The sequence below is a fragment of the Nonomuraea sp. CA-143628 genome (assembly GCF_050942315.1).
GTDB lineage: Bacteria > Actinomycetota > Actinomycetes > Streptosporangiales > Streptosporangiaceae > Nonomuraea.
The window spans coordinates 2,972,548-2,989,921 of the sequence record NZ_CP192072.1 but is presented as its reverse complement, the minus strand read 5'-3'; the positions used below and the strand labels follow the sequence as shown (position 1 = coordinate 2,989,921).

Below are 17,374 nucleotides of genomic sequence, written 5' to 3'. Positions count from 1 at the left end.
GATGTCAGCTCATCTCTTCGCGCGGAGCGCCGCCTCTCTCCTCGGCTTGGCTCTCGGCGACGCCTTCGGCTCCCAGTTCTTCGTACCGGACAACAAGCACGCCCTCTCCTCCCGCCTCCTTCCGCCCGGCCCTTGGCAGTGGACGGACGACACCGAGATGGCCTGCTCCATCTATCGCGTTCTGTCCGACCACGGCACCATCGACCAGGACGAACTCGCTGCCAGCTTCGCCACCCGCCACGACTTCGACCGCGGCTACGGCCCCGCCACCAACCGGATGCTCCGGCTGGTGCGTGAGGGCGGCGACTGGCGGACGCTCTCGGCGGAGCTTTTCGACGGCATGGGCTCATGGGGAAACGGTGCCGCGATGCGCGTGGCTCCCCTCGGCGCCCGACTCGCCGACGACCTGACCCACGTCGTACGACAGGCCGCCCTGTCGGCCCAGGTGACCCACACCCATCCCGAAGCGGTGGCCGGCGCCATAGCCGTAGCCGTGGCCACCGCCGTCACCGTGAAAGAGTCAGACTTGTCAGCTGGACATTTCCTCGATCGGGTCAGCGAACACGTGCCCGCGAGCATGGTCCATGACGGCATCGCCGAGGCCCGGCAGCTCCTCACCATCAGCGACCCCACGCTGGCGGCCCGGATGCTCGGCAACGGCCGGCAGGTCAGCGCGCACGACACGGTCCCGTTCACCCTCTGGGTGGCGGCTCGCGAGCGCCACGACTTCGAGACGGCCATGTGGACCACGGCGGCGGCCGGTGGGGACGTCGACACCACGTGCGCCATCGTCGGCGGGATCATCGCGGCCGCCGAAAGCACTCAACTGCCGCCACAGTGGAGAAAAAGCTGCGAACCACTACCCGACTGGTCAGGCGCCCAACATTAATCTGATTCCCGGACGACTCGGACGGAGGCGCGAACGCAGATGAGCCAGGCCGATCCGCACATCCACGTCGAGCAGAAGGTGATGCAGGCCGGTGCCGCCTTCCGCAATATGATCGTGTCGACGCTGGGCGCCGTGCCCGACGCACCGAGCGTGGTCACCACCGGCTGCGGACTCCAGGTGCCCTATGCGATGACCTCGCCGCGCCCGGAGAGCGTCACCTGCCTCGCCTGCCGCGAACACGCTCACCAGGAGCACCTGCGCTTCGCCGAGCAGGTGGAGCGCCTGAGCCGGATGCCCGGCGCGCCCTTCACGGGCGACGATGCGGCCAAGGCCGCTCAATGGGCGCGGGACGTCGCAAAGAGGTTTGCCGGATAACACCCGGCTTATACGGCGACGGGCAGATCCGTCCGCCGGTGAAGGGATTCGGCCGCGCTGATGAGCATGCTCGTCGCGTGGCTGAGCAGCGGGTTGGGGTCGGTGGCGCGGCACACGGTGAAGACCCGGCGAATGTGGGAGGTGTCGCCGAGCCGGAACACGCACACGTCGTGCGACTCGATCATCGCCAGCTCCGGCACGATCGCCACCCCCAGCCCTTTGCGTACGAGCTCGAACGGCAGGTTGTAGTCGTTGGTCCGGAACAGCACGTCGGGGTCGAAGCCGCTGGCCGCGCAGATGTGCGACAGATTGAGCGAGGCGTCCATCCCCTCGGTGTAGGAGATCCATCGTTCGGCCGACAGCTCGCCGAACTGGATGCGCTTGCGGGCGGCCAGCCGATGGCCGGTCGGCACGAGCACGTACAGCGGCTCTTCCATGATCAACGTCATGTTGAGGTCCTTCGGCCAGCTGTGCGGCACCATGCCGTACTCGAAGACCACCGCCAGGTCGAGCCGCCCCTCGTTCACGGCGGGAATGGTCCGGTGCGGATCGCCTTCCTCATAGCGGATGTCCACGTTGGGGTGGTCGCGGAGGAACTCGGCCAGTACGGCGGGCGCCAGCCGGAACCCGGCCGACCAGAAGCTGCCGAGCCGCAGTCTGCCCCGGTGGGCGGCGGCGAAGGCCCGCATCTCCTCCTCCGCCGCTTCAAGGTCGGCCAGCAGCCTGGCGGCCTTGCGGGCCAGCTCGGCCCCCGCCGCGGTGGGCCGGATGCTGCGCGGCAGGCGCTCGAACAGCTGGACCCCCAGGCTGCGCTCCAGCGAGGAGACCTGCTGCGAGATGGCTGACGGGGTGAATCCGAGGCGCTTGGCGGCGGTCCTGAGCGAACCGGTGGCGACCACTTCACGGATGGCCTGCAACTGGCCCGGGGTAAGCATCGGGCCAACTTAACAGTCCGGCGACTAGCATCACCAGACCGCGAGCCGACAAGAGGCGATGCGACCGACCGTCTGGGTCGGCTTGCTGGTCGAGCCGGGTAAAAGGATAAGCACGGCTGAACAGCCTGTGCACCAATGCGAATGCTCGCTCACCTTGTCGTTTCCAAACGGACCCCCAATATTGGTGTTTACGGAACGTCACTACGCCTGAGAGGGGGTGTCCTGCTCCATGCGGTTCACCCAAGCAGCCGCCGCATTCGGCCTGGTGGGACTCCTGTCCCTGACAGCTTGTTCTGGAAGCGGCACGTCCCAGGCGGCCGCGCCAGCGCAGCAGAAGAATCAGGAGCTCCACGAGCTTCTGCCTGACAAGATCAAGAAGAGTGGCACGCTCAACGTCGCGGCGGGCCACAACTACCCGCCCCTGGTCTACCTCGACACCGACAACAAGACGGTCATCGGCCTCGAACCCGAGCTGATGAAGGCCATCGGCCAGGTGCTCGGCGTCGAGGTGACGTTCAACCAGGCCAGCTTCGACAGCCTCATCGCCGGCGTGCAGGCCCGCCGCTATGACCTGGCCGTCCAGGCGATGCTCGACAAGCCCGAACGCCGCGAGAAGGTCACCTTCGTCGACTACTTCAAGACCAGCAGCTCGCTCCTGGTCCAGGAGAAGGACGCTCAGGCGATCAAGTCCCTCGAAGATCTCTGTGGGAAGACGGCGGCCGTCGAGCAGGGCACCGCCCAGGCCGACGACGCCGAGCAGCAGAACACGAAGTGCACGGGAGCGGGCAAGCCGGCGGTCAAGGTGCTCGTGTTCCCCGACACGGCCGGCTGTCTGCAGGCCGTCTCCACCGGCCGGGCCAACGCCTTCATCGGCGGCACCCCCACCATCACCTACCAGGCCGCCCAGTCCAGCGGCCGGATGAAGCAGGTGGGTCAGCCCTACCGCTTCCTCCCGTACGGGATCCTGGTCAACAAGGAGGACCAGAACCTGACCAAGGCCGTACAGCAGGCGCTGCAGAAGCTGATGGACAACGGCTCCTACGCCAAGATCCTCGCCAAGTGGGAGATGGCGTCGGGCGCCCTCGACAAAGCGGTGATCAACGGCGGCGAGTCGTGACCACGACCCGGCAGACGGCGGGCCCGGATTCGCAGGTGCGGATCCAGGCCGTCCCGCTCCGTCATCCGGGGCGTTGGGTGGGCGCGGGCGTCCTCGGCTTCCTGGTGATCTTCCTGCTGCAGGGGTGGGCGGCCAACCCGCGCATGGAGTGGAAGGTCGTCGGGGAGTACCTCTTCTCCCCGGCGGTGCTGACCGGGCTCGGCACCACGCTGCTGCTCACAGTGCTCGCCATGGTCGTCGGCGTCGCGGGCGGCATCGTCCTCGCGGTGCTGCGCATGTCGCCCAACCCCTTGCTGGCGGCGCTGAGCGCGTTCTACATCTGGGTCTTCCGCGGTGTGCCACTGCTGGTACAGCTGTTGTTCTGGTACTTCCTGTCCGCGGTGGTGCCGACGATCGGGCTCGGCGTGCCCTGGGGGCCGACGTTCGTCGAGTTCGACACCAACATGATCATCACCCAGCTCACCGCGGCGGTGCTGGGCCTCGGCCTGCACGAGGCGGCCTACATGGGGGAGATCGTCCGGGCCGGCATCACCTCCGTCGACCCCGGCCAGACGGAGGCGGCCCACGCCCTGGGGCTGACCCGCTTCCAGACCCTGCGCAAGATCATTCTTCCGCAGGCCATGCGGGTCATCATCCCGCCGACGGGCAACCAGGTGGTCTCCATGCTCAAGACCACCTCCCTCGTCTTCGCCATCGCCGTACCAGAACTCCTGACCTCCATCCAGGGCATCTACTCCAGGAACTTCCAGCAGGTCGCCCTGCTCACGGTGGCGTGCTTCTGGTACCTCGTGGCCACGACCGTCCTGAACGCCGGGCAGCACTACATCGAACGGCGGTTCAGCCGATGAAGACCCTCGTCCGCGCGGAGGGCGTGTACAAGCGTTACGGAACGGTCGACGTGCTCAAAGGCATCGACCTGGAGGTCGCGGAGGGAGAGGTGCTGGCCGTGATCGGCCCGTCGGGGTCCGGCAAGTCCACCTTCCTGCGCTGCGTCAACCACCTCGAACGCATCGACGCCGGCCGCCTCTACTTCCGCGAGCGCCTCATCGGCTACGAGGAGCGTGAGGGCAAGGTCTACGAGCTGCCCGACAAGGCCATCGCCGCCCAGCGGGTGGACATCGGGATGGTCTTCCAGCGCTTCAACCTCTTCCCGCACATGACCGCGCTCGAGAACATCATGACGGCGCCGATCATGGTCAAGAAGGAGCCGAAGGCCGAGGTACGCGAGCGCGCCCACGCCCTGCTGACCAGGGTGGGACTGGCCGACAAGGCGCACAGCCGCCCCGACCAGCTGTCCGGCGGCCAGCAGCAGCGCGTCGCCATCGCCCGCGCCCTGGCGATGCGGCCCGGTCTCATGCTGTTCGACGAGCCGACCTCGGCCCTCGACCCCGAGCTCGTGGGCGAGGTCCTGGACGTCATGCGCGACCTGGTGAAAGAGGACGGCATGACGATGATCATCGTCACCCACGAGATGGGATTCGCCCGCGAGGTGTGCGACACCATCGTCTTCATGGACGACGGGGTCGTCGTCGAATCCGGGCCGCCCAGCGCCGTACTCGGCGAGCCCCGGCACGAGCGCACCCGGGCATTCCTCAGCAAGGTCCTCTGAAGACCTCGAAGACTCCGAAGGAAAGATATCCACGTGTCCCGCGTCATCGTTCTCGGTGCCGGAGTGCTCGGTGCCTCCGTCGCCTACCACCTGGCCGTCGCCGGGGCTCAGGTCGTCGTCATCGAGGCCGGCGGCCCCGCCGCGGGCACCTCCAGCGCGACCTTCTCCATGGACGTCACCCACCTGAAGACCCCGCGCACCTACTACGACCTGAACCGGGCCAGCTCCGCCCTGCACACCACGCTGGCCGAGGAGCTCGGGGGCCCGTCATGGCGGCACCCCATGCCCGCCATCCAGTGGGGTGACAGCGAGGAGAGCCGGCGGAGCCTCAGGGAGCGCGCGGTCCGCCTCAAGTCCTGGGGGCACGCCTGCCGCATCGCCGACCCGGCCGAGCTGCGCGACCTCGCACCCGACGTCGACCCGGCGGCGTGCACGGCGAGCGAGCTCGTCGTCCACGACCAGAGCGCTTGGTATGACGCCCCGCTCTTCGTTCAGCGCCTGCTCGATCGCGCCGCCACGCTCGGCGCCGACATCAGGTACGGCCTGCGGGCAGAGGCGCTGATCCGCAGCGGCGACACCGTCACCGGCGTCGAGACCGGCACCCGACGCTGGGCGGCCGACTGGGTGGTCAACTGCACCGGCCCGGACGCCGACCGTATCGCGGCGCTCGCCGGCACCGACCTCCCCATGACCCGGATCCCCGGCCTGGTCGGCGAGAGCACCCCCATCCCCGGCCTTCGGCTCGGCGCGATCCTCGCCACACCCCAGGTGGACCTGCGGCCCGCCCCCGGCGACCGGATCTGCTCCATCTCCTGGCCCGTGGACGCGCTCCTGCCCGGCCAGGGTGACGACGCCCTGGCGGAACGGCTGCATGCCAGTGGCCAGCGGATCCTGCCCGCGCTGCGCACCGCCCGGCTGGCCGGTGTCCGTCTCGGCGTCCGGCCGGTGCCGACGGACGGCCTGCCGCTGGCGGGCACGCACCCCGACGCCCCCGGCCTCTATCACCTGGTCACTCACAGCGGCGTCAACCTCGCACCCGAGCTCGGCCGGCTCGTGGCCGCGGAGATCACCAACGGCGACGGTCCCGACCTCGCCCCGTACCGCGTCACCCGCGACATCGCGGCATCCGTGAAGGACGAAAGCCTCACCCTCATGACCACGTCCTGACAAGTCATCCGATGGATTGCCGCGTTCCAACGGCCATACCACCTTGACCGCGATCATTGCCGATGTAATCCTCCGATGTGTGCCTGAGCCTTTCACACTGAGCCGCCGGGCATTGATCGGCGGCGTCGCCGCCGTACCGGCGCTCCCCCTGTCCGCCGCCAAGGCGGAGACCCGAGCCCGCCAGGGCGACACGTCGGCGGCGCTGCTGGAGGAGTGGGCGGCGGCGGAAGGCGGGCACCCGCTGGTGCCCGACATCGCGCGGGCCGGTTACCGGCTCGGCGCCAGGCCACCGCGCTTCCGGGTGGTGGCGAAGGTGACCGACTTCGGCGCCCGCGCGGACGGCACGACCGACTGTGCCGCCGCCTTCAACGCGGCCGTCCGCGCCGCCGGTGAACGGGGCGGCGGCGCGGTGCTGGTGCCGGGCGGGACCTACCTTCTGTCGTCGCCGGTGTTCATGCACTGGTCGAACGTGGTCCTGCGCGGCGCCGGGCGCGAGTCCACCATCCTGCGCTTCACCCGCACACTGGACGACGGCTACCGGCCGGCCAGGCAGTCCAACGGCAACAGCCGCTGGTCGTGGACCGGCGGCCAGGTCTGGTTCATCGCGGCCGAGCGGCGCGCCCGCTCCGAGTCCGAGGACTACGCGGGCACCGAGGGCTGGCTGCTCGGCGACACGCTCGCCGAGGTCGGCGCGGCCTCCCGCGGCCAGCGGACCCTGCTGGTGTCCGACACGAGCAAGCTGCGCGCGGGCGACCTGGTCGTGCTCGAATGCGACAACCCGCCGGACGCGACGTTGCTGAAGCACCTGGCGGGCGACGTTCCGGGCACCCGGTCGTACGACTGGCCGAGCCGCGCGCCCCAGCTCGTCACCGGATCGGGCGGTCAGTACATCCAGTACGCGCTCCTCCAATGGCCGGTGCGGATCGAGGCCGTTCTGGGCACCCGCCTCGTCAGGCTGGCCCAGCCGATCAGGTACGACCTGCGCCCCGGCTGGCCCGCCCGGCTGCGCGCCCCCGGCCCGACCGTGCACGACAGCGGCGTGGAGGACCTGACGATCCGCAACGACCTGGTCCCGATGACCGCCCACAACAAGCACCCCGGCTCGAACGGCGTGTGCTTCCAGGCCGTCCACGACTGCTGGGCCAGGGACGTACGCGTGGAGAACTGCGACCTCGGCTTCGGCTTCACCACCGCCAAGTCCAACACCCTGACCCGCGTCGCGGTCGGCGGCCGTTCCGCGCACCACAGCTTCGCCTGCCGGATGCAGTCGCACGACAACCTCGTGGACGACTTCGAGATCGAGGCGTTCACCGTGCCCGTCCCCGCAGGGGCCGTCCACCATGGCCTCAACCTGGAGGGACTGTCATCCGGGAACGTCTGGCGGAGGGGCACGATGGCGGAGGGCACGTTCGACTCGCACCGGGCGCTGCCGTTCGAGAACGCGCGGACCAACATCACCCTGGTCAACAACGGCCGGGTCGGCGGTTCGGCGGCCTCGGGCCCGCTGTTCGGGGCGCGGATCGCGCACTGGAACATCCGTATCACCGGCGGCAGCCCGTACGCGATCACGATCGCGGACGTCGCGCCGCGCAGCCTCACCGTCGGGGTGCAGGGCACCACGGGGACGGCCGGTGAGCTGGCTCCCGACTTCACCGGGGACCTGGAGAACCTGCTCGCCGACCACGGCACCCGACCCCGGGTCACCGACCTGTACACGGCCCAGCGCGACCGCCTCAATCTGGGCTGAGAGCGGTCGCCTGCGGCTTTTAACCGGTCTCAGCAGGGGGTCTCGTTGAACACCGGGTACGACCCGCGCCTGCCCACCCACTCCTCATTCCCGAAGCAGTCCTCGTACTTGACCCCCGTCAGCGTGGTGCGGGTGGAATCGGTGTAGTAGTACGTCTCGCAGTGGTAGTCGATCATGCAGGCACGGGCGTGCGCGGGCGAGCTGATGACGGTGAGGGCGCCGAGGGCGACCAGGACGGCCAGCGATGCGCGGCGAATCATGAAGATCCTTCCTGAGGTGCGGAAGCGCTACTGCCCTCGATGATCGTTCGTCGAAGTGAATAGATCAATAAGGTCAATCCCAGTACTCAAAGGGTCAAAACGACTGTCAGGGTGAGAGTGCCGTCTCGGCGCCTTGACGGGTACGACGAGATCGTTAACACTCCCACCGAGCACGCAACCACCAGGGTGCTCGGCCAGAAATGTTAGCGCTACCATCCATCGGACCCGAGCATGGACAGGACAGTGCGATGTCGAACATGATGCCCAGGCGAGAGGCCCTGCGACTGGCGGTGCTGGCGGCCGTCACCCCCTCCGCGCTCGCCTCGCTCCCCCTCGGCACCGCCCAGGCCGCTCGTCCGCCACTGGCCCCGCCACCGCAGCACGACCCGCCGGTGCCCGGCGCCTGGATCGTGAAACCGTTCGCCAACAGCCAGGTCACCTTGGGCGAGAGCCTGTTCAGCGTCAACCGGGACCGGATCCTGAACTTCCTGCGGGCCTATCCCGCCGACCGGATGCTGGCCAACTTCCGGGCCAACGCCGGACTGGACACGCTGGGCGCCCAGCCGCCCGGCAGCTGGGACGACGCCACGGGCAACCTGCGCGGCCACTACAGCGGGCACTTCCTCAGCGCGCTGGCCCTGGCGTACGCGGGCTCTGGCGACGCCTTCTACAAGGACAAGGTCGACTACATGGTCAAGGCGCTCGGCGAGTGCCAGGACGCGCTGGCCGCCAGGGTCGGGCAACCCGCGCCCGCTCCGGAGCCGGTCGCCAGGGTGGCGGGGAAGTTCGGCAAGGCGGCGAAACTCGACGGCCCCCAGTACGTGTCGCTGCCCGCCGACCTCGTGAGCGGCCTCGACGACTGCACCATCGCCGTATGGCTGAACCCGGCCGCGATCACCACCTGGTCGCGGATCTTCGATTTCGGCACCGGTACGACCCGCACGATGTTCCTGACCGTGAGCGCGGGCGCCGCCCCGAGATTCGCCATCACCACCAGCGGCGGCAGCGGCGAGCAGCGCATCAACGGAACCGCCCAGTTACCCACCGGCCAGTGGACCCACCTGGCGGTAACCCTGTCCGGCGGCACCGGAACCCTCTACGTGAACGGCGCACCGGTCGGCACGAACACCGCCATGACCCTCAAACCATCCAGCCTCGGCCCGACCGGAAACAACTGGATCGGGAAGTCGCAGTACGGCGACGCGTACCTGAAGGGCTCGGTGGACGAGTTCCAGATCTACGGCCGTGCGCTGACCGAGGCGGAGGTCGCGGCACTGACGACCAGCGCGGACGGCGGGCTGGGCGGCGGCGACGTCGCGTGGTACCGCTTCGACGAGGAGAGCGGCGAGAGCGCGGGCGACTCCTCGGGCAAGGGGAAGGACGCCCGGCTGGTCTCCGAGCCCACCGGGTCTCCCGGGCCGAGCTACCCCGGCTTCCTGGCCGCCTACCCCGAGACGCAGTTCATCCTGCTGGAGCAGTACGCCACCTATCCCACCATCTGGGCGCCCTACTACACCTGCCACATGATCATGCGCGGGCTGCTCGACGCCTATCAGTACGCGGGCAACGAGCAGGCGCGCACCATCGTGATGAAGATGGGCGACTGGGTGCACAGCCGACTTGGACCGCTTCCCCGGGAGCAACTCAACCGCATGTGGAGCATCTACATCGCGGGCGAGTACAACGGCATGAACACCGTCATGGCCGACCTCTACGCCCTCGGCGGCAAGGAGGAACACCTGACGACGGCCAAGTGCTTCGACAACACCGCGCTCCTCACGGCCACGGTCAACAACGAGGACACTCTCAACAGGAAGCACGCCAACCAGCACATCCCCCAGTTCATCGGCTACCTGTCCATTTTCGAGCGCGACCAGGAACGCCACTACTTCGACGCAGCCGTGAACTTCTGGGACATGGTCGTACCCCATCGCACCTTCACCGACGGCGGCACGGCCGGACCGACCGACAACGGCGAGCTCTTCGGCGCCCGCGACGTCATCGTCGGCACCCTGGGCACCAACAACGCCGAGACGTGTCCCGTCTACAACATGCTGAAGCTGAGCAGGGGCCTGTTCTTCCACACGGCGAACCCGAAGTACATGCAGTACTACGAGCGGGCCCTCTACGGCCAGATCCTCGCCTCGCGCCGGAACATCGACAGCACCACCGATCCGCTGCTGACCTACTTCATCCCCATGCGTCCGGGTGCTTCCCGCAGTTACGGCAACCTCGGCACCTGCTGCGGCGGCACCGGGCTGGAGAGCCACACCAAGTTCCAGGACTCGATCTACTTCCGGTCGGCGGACGACTCGGCGCTCTACGTGAACCTCTACCTGGCCTCGGAACTGCGCTGGCCGGAGAAGGGCTTCACGATCAAACAGGCCACGAACTACCCGACCGACCCGGCGGGGGTGACGACACTCACGGTGGAGGGCACGGGCCGCCTAGCCGTGAAGCTACGCGTGCCCTACTGGGTGGAGAAGGGCTTCACGGTCCGGATCAACGGCGCCGACCAGAAGGTCCAGGCCAAGCCCGGCGAATACGTGACGCTCAACCGGAACTGGCGGCGCGGCGACAAGATCAGGGTGTCGATGCCGTTCTCCCTGCGGGTGGAGAAGGCGCTGGACGTGCCGACCACCCAGAGCATCGCGTACGGACCGGTGCCGATGGTCGCCAAGAGCGCCGAGACCACCTTCCGGGACTTCTCCTTCTACAAGGACTTCACACTGTCCGGGGATCTCGCGCGGACCATGACATCCACGGCGCCGATGACCTTCACCACGCACGGCCTGCCGCTGGTGCCGTTCTACAGCGGCGACACCGACCGCTACCACGCCTACTTCCACCGCGTCGAGCCGAAGATCGTCTTCGGCGAGGTGGACTCCGGCGTGCCGAACTACACGCGGGCGGATTCGGTGACGTTCCTGGACGCGCTCTGGGCCATGGCCCCTTTCGACAACCAGGGCTGCTTCGTGTCGGCGGTGGCCCGTACTGCCGACGACTGGATCCGGGCCGGATTGATGACCACCGCCGAGAAGAACGCGGTGGTGTCCGCCGCCACCAAGGCCAGGCTCCGCCGATAGCGGCGTAGCCGGCCCGTGTTCCGGACGTGATCCCGTCGCGGCAGGATCACCATCATGAGAAAGACGATCACCATTCTGGCGACCTGTGCCGCCCTGCTGGCGGGTGCCGCTCCGGCGCAGGCGGTGACCAAGGACCCCGTCCAGGCGCTGAAGGCCGTTCTGGCACCCGGGCACGGGGTCCACATCACCGAGACGACCACCCTTTTAGCCGGCACCCGCGAACGGGCGAAACGCCGGCGCGAGGGTGTCTTCGAGTTCAACGCCAAGGGCGAGGTCCAAGCCCTGGACGTCACCACCACCGGGGGTGAGGACGGGCGCGAACGCGTTATCGGCTTCAACCATGACATCGGCGGCACCGGTTACCGGTCTGGCGGCCTCGTAGGGAAGTGGCTGGCGAAGGGCAAGACCTGGTGGAAGGATTCTCACCAGTTTCATCTCTGGCACACCGAGCTGCTCGGTGACGACGAGCAGCTCATCAACCCGGCCGAGCCGGCCACCCTGGCCGCCTTGCTGAAGCACGGGCAGCGGAGCAGGAACACCGTCACCGGCACCATCCGCTTCAAGGAGCTCCGCAAGGTCTCCCTCTGGTTCGACCACTCAACCCACAGTTCTTGGGGCGAGAATACGAAGCTCTCCTACACTCTCACGCTGACCTCGGCGGGACTGATCAGCCGGGTGCGGAGCGCGTACACCCTGACCGAAGGCACGGACGAACTGGTGGGCAAGACCTTCCACGTCGACACCCGCTACAGCCGCTGGGGTGGCAAGGTGTCGATCAAGGCGCCGGACCGCCGCAAGACGACCACCGAACTCTGTGCCAAGGGTTTCTGCAACTGGCGCCTTCCGGGCTGACGACGCCCTGAGCAAACCTGGCCGGTCTAGGAGCAGGTGATGTTGGTCGGGCCGGGTGTGGACGGGCCGCTGGCCTGGAAGCCGAAGGTGGTCGACGCGCCCGGTGCCAGGGTCGTGGCCCAGCTCGGGGCCTTGATCGTCCAGGTGGAACCCGACGGCGTGATGGTGGAGTTCCAGGCGCTGGTCAGGGTCACGCCGGACGGCATGGTCCAGGTGACCGTCCAGTTGTTCCAGGTCGTGGTGCCCGTGTTCCGCACCGTGACGTTGGTCGTGAAGCCGCCCTGCCAGGCGTTGGGGACCTGGTAGTCCACGCCGCAGGAGACGCCGGTGCCTCCCGTCGGTGTGGGCGTGGGCGTGGGGGTCGGGGTGGGTGTGGAGGTCGAGCCGGTTGAGGTGGTGTAGCTGACCTTGGTGTACGGCGTGCCGCACGGGTTGCAGGTGGACGGAAGCGTGAAACTGTACACGCGCCCGCCGTTGATCAGCGTGTCCGTGACGTCGCGCACCCGGATCTGGTACTGGTTGCCGCCCGAGGTGGTCCCGCCGATGATGTACGACTGGCCCATGTCGCCGTTCATCTGGGCCGTCTGCCACGCCCCGTTGGCGAAGTACTCGACGCCGTGGATGCCGTTGGCCAGATGCGAGACGGAGATGGCGGGCCACCAGACCTGGGCGGACTGCAGGAAACCGATGTTGATGTCGCCGCTGTAGTTGGGCGCGGGGACGAACGACCAGGTGACGTGCCGGTTGTTCCAATGGCTGGGATACATGTCGCCGATCGGGGCGCCGTTCTTCACGAACCGGTTGAGCGAGTCCTTGGACAGGTCCAGATGGTACGGATCGTCGCGGCACCAGCCGTTGGAGTCGCCGCAGCTGTCGGCGACCAGCATGGTCAGCTTCGCGCCCTTGTACGCGTCGGCGACCCAGGAGCCGTTGCGGCAGAACGCCTGGTTCTGCGCGCCGTCGTTGGTGCCCGTGCAGTAGTCGCCGATCTCCACCTGCACGTAGCGGCCGCAGTTCAGGCCGTTGTTCCACAGCCCGGCCTTGCTGAGGTTGGCCCCGGTCAACGGCCGGGGGTAGAAGGAGTAGTCGCCGGGCGTGTTGTAGACGTTGAGCGCGACGAAGTCCGGTGAGTCGATGTTCGCCTGGGGCAGGCCGCAGCCACCGTACGGGGAGCCGAGTCCGTCGAAGTAGGTGGCGTTGCCCGTCACCGGGCCGGGCGGGTCGCTGACCGCGCTGGCGGACTGTTCCGTCAGAGGCGCCAAGGCGCCCAGCGCGACCAGGAAAGCGGAGAGCAGAATGGCGAGCAACCGGCGGCGGGGGTGACTCATCGGACTCCCAACTCAGAAGGTTCGACACGAACGTCCTCGCAGAGCGGCGACCGGTCAAGCCGGGATGCGCCTGAGCTGGGGAAACACGTCAAAAATGGTGAAACTTTCATCGAGTCCCCGAGAACGGTGGCGGAGAAACGGCTCTTGATCGACAGCGGTTCTCGTGATCTCATTCAGGCGAATAGCGTTCACTCTGGCCCGAAAACGGCTGATCTGGAGGAACCTGCATGAAAATGAAGCGCGGCGTTTTAGTGGTGGCGCTGACTCTCAGCGCCCTCGCCCTCGGCTCCACCCCGGCCCAGGCCATTCCCCCTCCCCCGCCGGGTGGCGACCTCCTCCTCGTCATCAGCTACTTCGTGGGGGACCAGATCGTCGGACAACGCTGGTCCGGATGCTCCCAGCCGCCCGGCCAGTGGGGGACGACGGACGGCCAGGCGAAGTACTACTTCACCCCCTGCTGAGCGCGACCCCTGCCCCCTGCTGAGCCGGCGTTCCCGGACCCGGCTTGAGCTCGGCGAAGAGACGTTCCTCCGCGACATCGAGTGCGCAGCGCACGGCTCCGATCGCGGAGGAATGGTCGCCCAGCACCGAGCAGACCACCTTGGGCGGAAAGTCCGTCTCGCGTTCGACGCGGACGCGTACCGGCTCGCGGATGGCCTCGCCGGCGGCCGAGATGCCGCCCCCGATGATCACCAACTCGGGGTCGATCGTCACCATCACCGGCGCCAAACCCTCCACCAGCAGGTCGGCGAACCCGTCTATGCCCGCCTGGGCCGCCTTGTCGCCCGCCTTGGCCGCCTCGAAGATGGCCTGGATCGCGTCCTCGTGGTCCGTACTTCGCCCCGGTGCCAGATCCAGCAGCCGTTCGTACGCGTGCGCCCACGGCAACCCGCGCCACAGACCGATCTCGGCCGCCGCGCCGTGCCGACCGGCGTGCGGCCGGCCCGCGACCAGCAGGCCGGTGCCCATGCGGCGGCCGACGTGGACGTACACCACGTCGGAGGCGTCACGGGCCACGCCCTTCCAGTGTTCGGCCAGCGCGGCCATCCGCATGTCGTTGAAGACCTGGGTCGGGATGCCGAACCGGTTCCGTACGTGCCCGCCCAGGTCGACGCCGGCCCATTCGGGGATGGCCGGGGCGTGCGCGACCTTGCCGTCCGGGCCGACGACGCCAGGGGTGGCGATCGCCGCGCACGAGATGTCGGCGGCGGTCAGGCCCGCCGCCTCCAGAGCCTCGTTGATCGCCTCGTTCATGATCGTCAGACGTCTGGAGCGGGGTGAGGTCGGGCGCAGGCTCTCGCGGCATTCGGCGACGATCTCCCCGGACAGGTCGCTGACCAGCACCAGCACCTTGTGACCGCCGATGTCGACCCCGAGCACGTGGCCCGCGCCCGGACGGAACTCGAAGCGCTGGGCCGGCCGTCCCCGCCCGTCCTTCTTCTCGACCTTGTCGATGACCTGGTCGGCGGTCTGGATCCAGCCCGCGGCGAGCAGGTCGGAGATCGCCTGGGTCGTGGTCGGGCGCGAGATGCCGGCCACCGCCGCGACCGAGGCGATCGTGTGGCTGCCGCCGCCGTAGAGCACGCGCAGCACAGAGCGCAGGTTGAGCGTTCGCAGGGTGGAGGTGTCACCGCCGAGCCGCGTGCCCGTGCTCGGCCGAACCCTGGAGGAGGTCATCCATTCGCCTTCTGCTCTGTTACCGACTCAGCGTTGCCCACAGCTTGCCCGTCGAGCGCCGGTTGTGCCGCGATCTCGATGAGCATGGCGGTCTCGGGCCGTAGCGTGGGCAACCGTACCCCGACCGTGCCGAGCGTCGCGCCGCTGAGCAGGCCCGGCGCGTCCAGCCAGCCGGGCCGGGGGCCGAGATCGTCCCGGTTCGGGCCGACGATCCGCACCGCGTACCGCAGGGCCGGGTCGAGCCCGGGGAAGGTCATCCGCCCCGCGGGCTCCTCGTCGGAGCGGCGCACCGCCGCCACCGAGTACAGCGCCAACCGCGGCGTCACCACGCCGGTCAACCAGCGGCCCGTGCTCAGGTGCTCGTCGCGGACCAGTGTGCCGGAGTGCAGCAGCGTCCGGTAGCGCTTGTAGATCCCGATCCACTCGGCCAGCTCCGCGGTCTCGGCGTCGTCCAGCCTGGTCAGGTCGAGTTCCAGCCCGAAGTGCGCGAACAGCGAGGTGATCGCCCGGAAGGCGAGGTCGTGCCGGCGGCCGGTGGTGTGCGAGACGGTGGAGGCGACGTGGCCGCCGATGAGTTCGAGCGGGATGAGCTGGCTGGTCCAGCGCTGGATGGTCTGCCGTTCGAGCGGGTCGATGCAGTCGGAGGCCCACACCCGGTCGGTGTGCTCCAGGACGCCGAGGTCCACGCGGGCGCCCCCGGACGAGCACGACTCGATCTCCAGGCCGGGGAAGGTGGCCCGCAACTCGTCCATCAGCCGGTAGGCGGCCAGCGTCTGCCGGTGGACGTGCGGCGCTTCGATCAGGTCGCGGTTGTGGTCCCATTTGAGGTAGCCGACGCCGTACTCGGCGATGACCTCGGACATGCGCGTGAGCACGTGCTCGTACGCCTCCGGGTGCGCCAGGTCGAGCACCTGCTGCCAGCGCGAGGCCGGCGGCAGCTGGGGACGGGCCCGCATGATCCATTCCGGGTGTTTGACGGCGAGCTCCGAGAGCGGGCTGACCATCTCCGGCTCGAACCACAGCCCGAACGTCATGCCGAGCTCCTTCACCCGGTCGACCAGCGGATGCAGCCCGTCCGGCCAGGTCTGGTCGTCCACGAACCAGTCGCCCAGCCCTCGGTCGGAGGCGTTCCTGCGGTGGAACCAGCCGTCGTCCAGCACGAACCGCTCCACCCCGATCCCGGCGCCCCGCTCGGCCAGGGCGAGGAGTTTGCCGAGGTCATGGTCGAAGTACACGGCCTCCCACACGTTGAGGTTGACCGGCCGAGGAGAGCCGGGATGGTGCGGCCGTTCCCTGAGGTGCCGGTGGAAGCGCGCGGCCAGTTCGTCGAGCCCGTCGGCGTACCCGAAGAACAGCTCGGGCGACTCGTAGCTCTCCCCCGGCCGCAGCACGATCTCACCGGGCAGCAGCGACTCGCCGCCGCCCAGCGTCCTGAAGCCCTCGCCCGTACGCTCGGCCCAGGTGCGGTGGTTGCCGCTCCAGGCCGTGTGCACCGCCCACACCTCCCCCGACCGGAACCCGAATCCCGGCACGCCGGCCACCACCACGGTCGCGGCGTCGGCCCCGGTCCGGCCGCGCCGCCCTTCCCGAAGGTGCACGCCCATGTTGAACGCCCCCCGCTGCGGCTGCCGCTCCCGCGACCAGCGCCCGGCCAGATCGAGCAGGTCCGCCGCCCGCTCGGGCACCGGCAGGACGGCCGACACCGCGTCCACCCGGTAGTCGTCATCCCCGTCATTGCGTACGGAGGTGCGCAGCCGGACCAGCCCGCTGCCGGTCAGCTCGATGACGAGGCACAGCCCGAGCGCGGTGCCCGGATCGGCCGCCTCGACGGTGAGCCGCCGCTCCTCCTGGACTGCCTTGCTCACGGTGAAGCGGGGCGCCCACGCCGCACCCGAGCGGGAGCCGGACAGACCGGGAATGCCGAACCATCCCGTGTGACCTTCGGGCAGCACCGAGTGCGAGACGGGTCCGTCGATGAGGTTGATGACGTGCGGCGCGATGGCGGCCTCGGCCATCGCGTCCAGCTCGGCCTGGTCGCACGGGCCCGGATCGGCGCCCCAGTGAACGACGGTGGGCAGCCCGGCGGACCGGAGGTCGAGGATCAGGGCCACGCCGGCGGCTCGGAGCTGAACAACGTGCCGCGCGACGTCGGAGGTCTTCGTCATCCTGACCTTTCTTCGTTATGTCATCGGATGTCTCAAGTGAAGATCATCGCACTCGCGAGGAGCAGACTCACTTGCACAAGTCTCACGATGTGAGACCTTTCACCTTGCTGGAGCCCCGGCATTGTGCCTAGAGTCACCCCATCTTAATATGCAGAAGTCTTGCATAA

Annotated in this window: 15 protein-coding genes; 10 read left to right on the top strand and 5 right to left on the bottom strand. The window is 68.6% G+C overall.

The window, feature by feature from the left end:
• The first annotated feature begins 1 nt into the window (after position 1).
• Positions 2-889 (top strand): ADP-ribosylglycohydrolase family protein, encoded by an 888-nt coding sequence (locus ACQP2T_RS14090; RefSeq protein WP_433516594.1) that lies wholly within the window; start codon positions 2-4, stop codon positions 887-889.
• A gap of 39 nt (positions 890-928) precedes the next feature.
• Complete coding sequence (locus ACQP2T_RS14085; RefSeq protein ID WP_433516593.1) at positions 929-1,264, top strand: hypothetical protein; 336 nt, start codon at positions 929-931, stop codon at positions 1,262-1,264.
• A gap of 8 nt (positions 1,265-1,272) precedes the next feature.
• Here the strand turns inward: ACQP2T_RS14085 and ACQP2T_RS14080 are convergent, their stop codons facing one another.
• Positions 1,273-2,199 (bottom strand): LysR family transcriptional regulator, encoded by a 927-nt coding sequence (locus tag ACQP2T_RS14080; RefSeq protein ID WP_433516592.1) that lies wholly within the window; start codon positions 2,197-2,199, stop codon positions 1,273-1,275.
• Between the two features lie 229 nt (positions 2,200-2,428).
• Here ACQP2T_RS14080 and ACQP2T_RS14075 point away from each other — a divergent pair, with 229 nt between their 5' ends.
• The 5 genes from ACQP2T_RS14075 to ACQP2T_RS14055 all read left to right on the top strand — a co-directional run bounded on the left by ACQP2T_RS14075 (position 2,429) and on the right by ACQP2T_RS14055 (position 7,839).
• Entirely contained in the window at positions 2,429-3,316 is an 888-nt protein-coding gene (locus ACQP2T_RS14075; RefSeq protein ID WP_358544686.1) for an ABC transporter substrate-binding protein, read from the top strand.
• Complete coding sequence (locus ACQP2T_RS14070) at positions 3,313-4,164, top strand: amino acid ABC transporter permease (protein ID WP_433516591.1); 852 nt, start codon at positions 3,313-3,315, stop codon at positions 4,162-4,164. The genes ACQP2T_RS14075 and ACQP2T_RS14070 overlap by 4 nt, the downstream gene beginning before the upstream one ends.
• The gene (locus ACQP2T_RS14065) at positions 4,161-4,925 is read left to right on the top strand and encodes an amino acid ABC transporter ATP-binding protein (protein ID WP_358544682.1); all 765 of its coding nucleotides are present in this window, start codon (positions 4,161-4,163) and stop codon (positions 4,923-4,925) included. The genes ACQP2T_RS14070 and ACQP2T_RS14065 overlap by 4 nt, the downstream gene beginning before the upstream one ends.
• Positions 4,926-4,958: 33 nt before the next feature.
• On the top strand, positions 4,959-6,092 hold the full coding sequence (locus ACQP2T_RS14060; protein ID WP_433516590.1) for an NAD(P)/FAD-dependent oxidoreductase: 1,134 nt from the start codon (positions 4,959-4,961) through the stop codon (positions 6,090-6,092).
• A 79-nt stretch (positions 6,093-6,171) separates the two neighbouring features.
• A complete protein-coding gene (locus ACQP2T_RS14055; protein WP_433516589.1) occupies positions 6,172-7,839 on the top strand; it encodes a glycosyl hydrolase family 28-related protein in 1,668 nt (555 codons plus the stop codon).
• A 29-nt stretch (positions 7,840-7,868) separates the two neighbouring features.
• Here the strand turns inward: ACQP2T_RS14055 and ACQP2T_RS14050 are convergent, their stop codons facing one another.
• Positions 7,869-8,099, bottom strand: a complete 231-nt coding sequence (locus ACQP2T_RS14050; protein WP_433516588.1) for a DUF6289 family protein — start codon at positions 8,097-8,099, stop codon at positions 7,869-7,871.
• 248 nt (positions 8,100-8,347) lie between these two features.
• Here ACQP2T_RS14050 and ACQP2T_RS14045 point away from each other — a divergent pair, with 248 nt between their 5' ends.
• On the top strand, positions 8,348-11,185 hold the full coding sequence (locus ACQP2T_RS14045; protein WP_433516587.1) for a beta-L-arabinofuranosidase domain-containing protein: 2,838 nt from the start codon (positions 8,348-8,350) through the stop codon (positions 11,183-11,185).
• 54 nt (positions 11,186-11,239) lie between these two features.
• On the top strand, positions 11,240-12,037 hold the full coding sequence (locus ACQP2T_RS14040) for a hypothetical protein (protein WP_433516586.1): 798 nt from the start codon (positions 11,240-11,242) through the stop codon (positions 12,035-12,037).
• Between the two features lie 26 nt (positions 12,038-12,063).
• Here ACQP2T_RS14040 and ACQP2T_RS14035 read toward each other — a convergent pair whose 3' ends face one another.
• Positions 12,064-13,365, bottom strand: coding sequence for a cellulose binding domain-containing protein (locus ACQP2T_RS14035; RefSeq protein ID WP_433516585.1), 1,302 nt, complete (start codon positions 13,363-13,365; stop codon positions 12,064-12,066).
• A 227-nt stretch (positions 13,366-13,592) separates the two neighbouring features.
• On the opposite strand from ACQP2T_RS14035, the gene ACQP2T_RS14030 reads away from it, so the two are divergent.
• On the top strand, positions 13,593-13,826 hold the full coding sequence (locus tag ACQP2T_RS14030; RefSeq protein WP_433516584.1) for a hypothetical protein: 234 nt from the start codon (positions 13,593-13,595) through the stop codon (positions 13,824-13,826).
• Here ACQP2T_RS14030 and ACQP2T_RS14025 read toward each other — a convergent pair.
• Positions 13,813-15,042, bottom strand: coding sequence for an ROK family transcriptional regulator (locus ACQP2T_RS14025; protein WP_433516583.1), 1,230 nt, complete (start codon positions 15,040-15,042; stop codon positions 13,813-13,815). The genes ACQP2T_RS14030 and ACQP2T_RS14025 overlap by 14 nt on opposite strands.
• A complete protein-coding gene (locus ACQP2T_RS14020) occupies positions 15,039-17,207 on the bottom strand; it encodes an alpha-galactosidase (RefSeq protein WP_433516582.1) in 2,169 nt (722 codons plus the stop codon). The genes ACQP2T_RS14025 and ACQP2T_RS14020 overlap by 4 nt, the downstream gene beginning before the upstream one ends.
• Between the last annotated feature and the right edge of the window lie 167 nt (positions 17,208-17,374).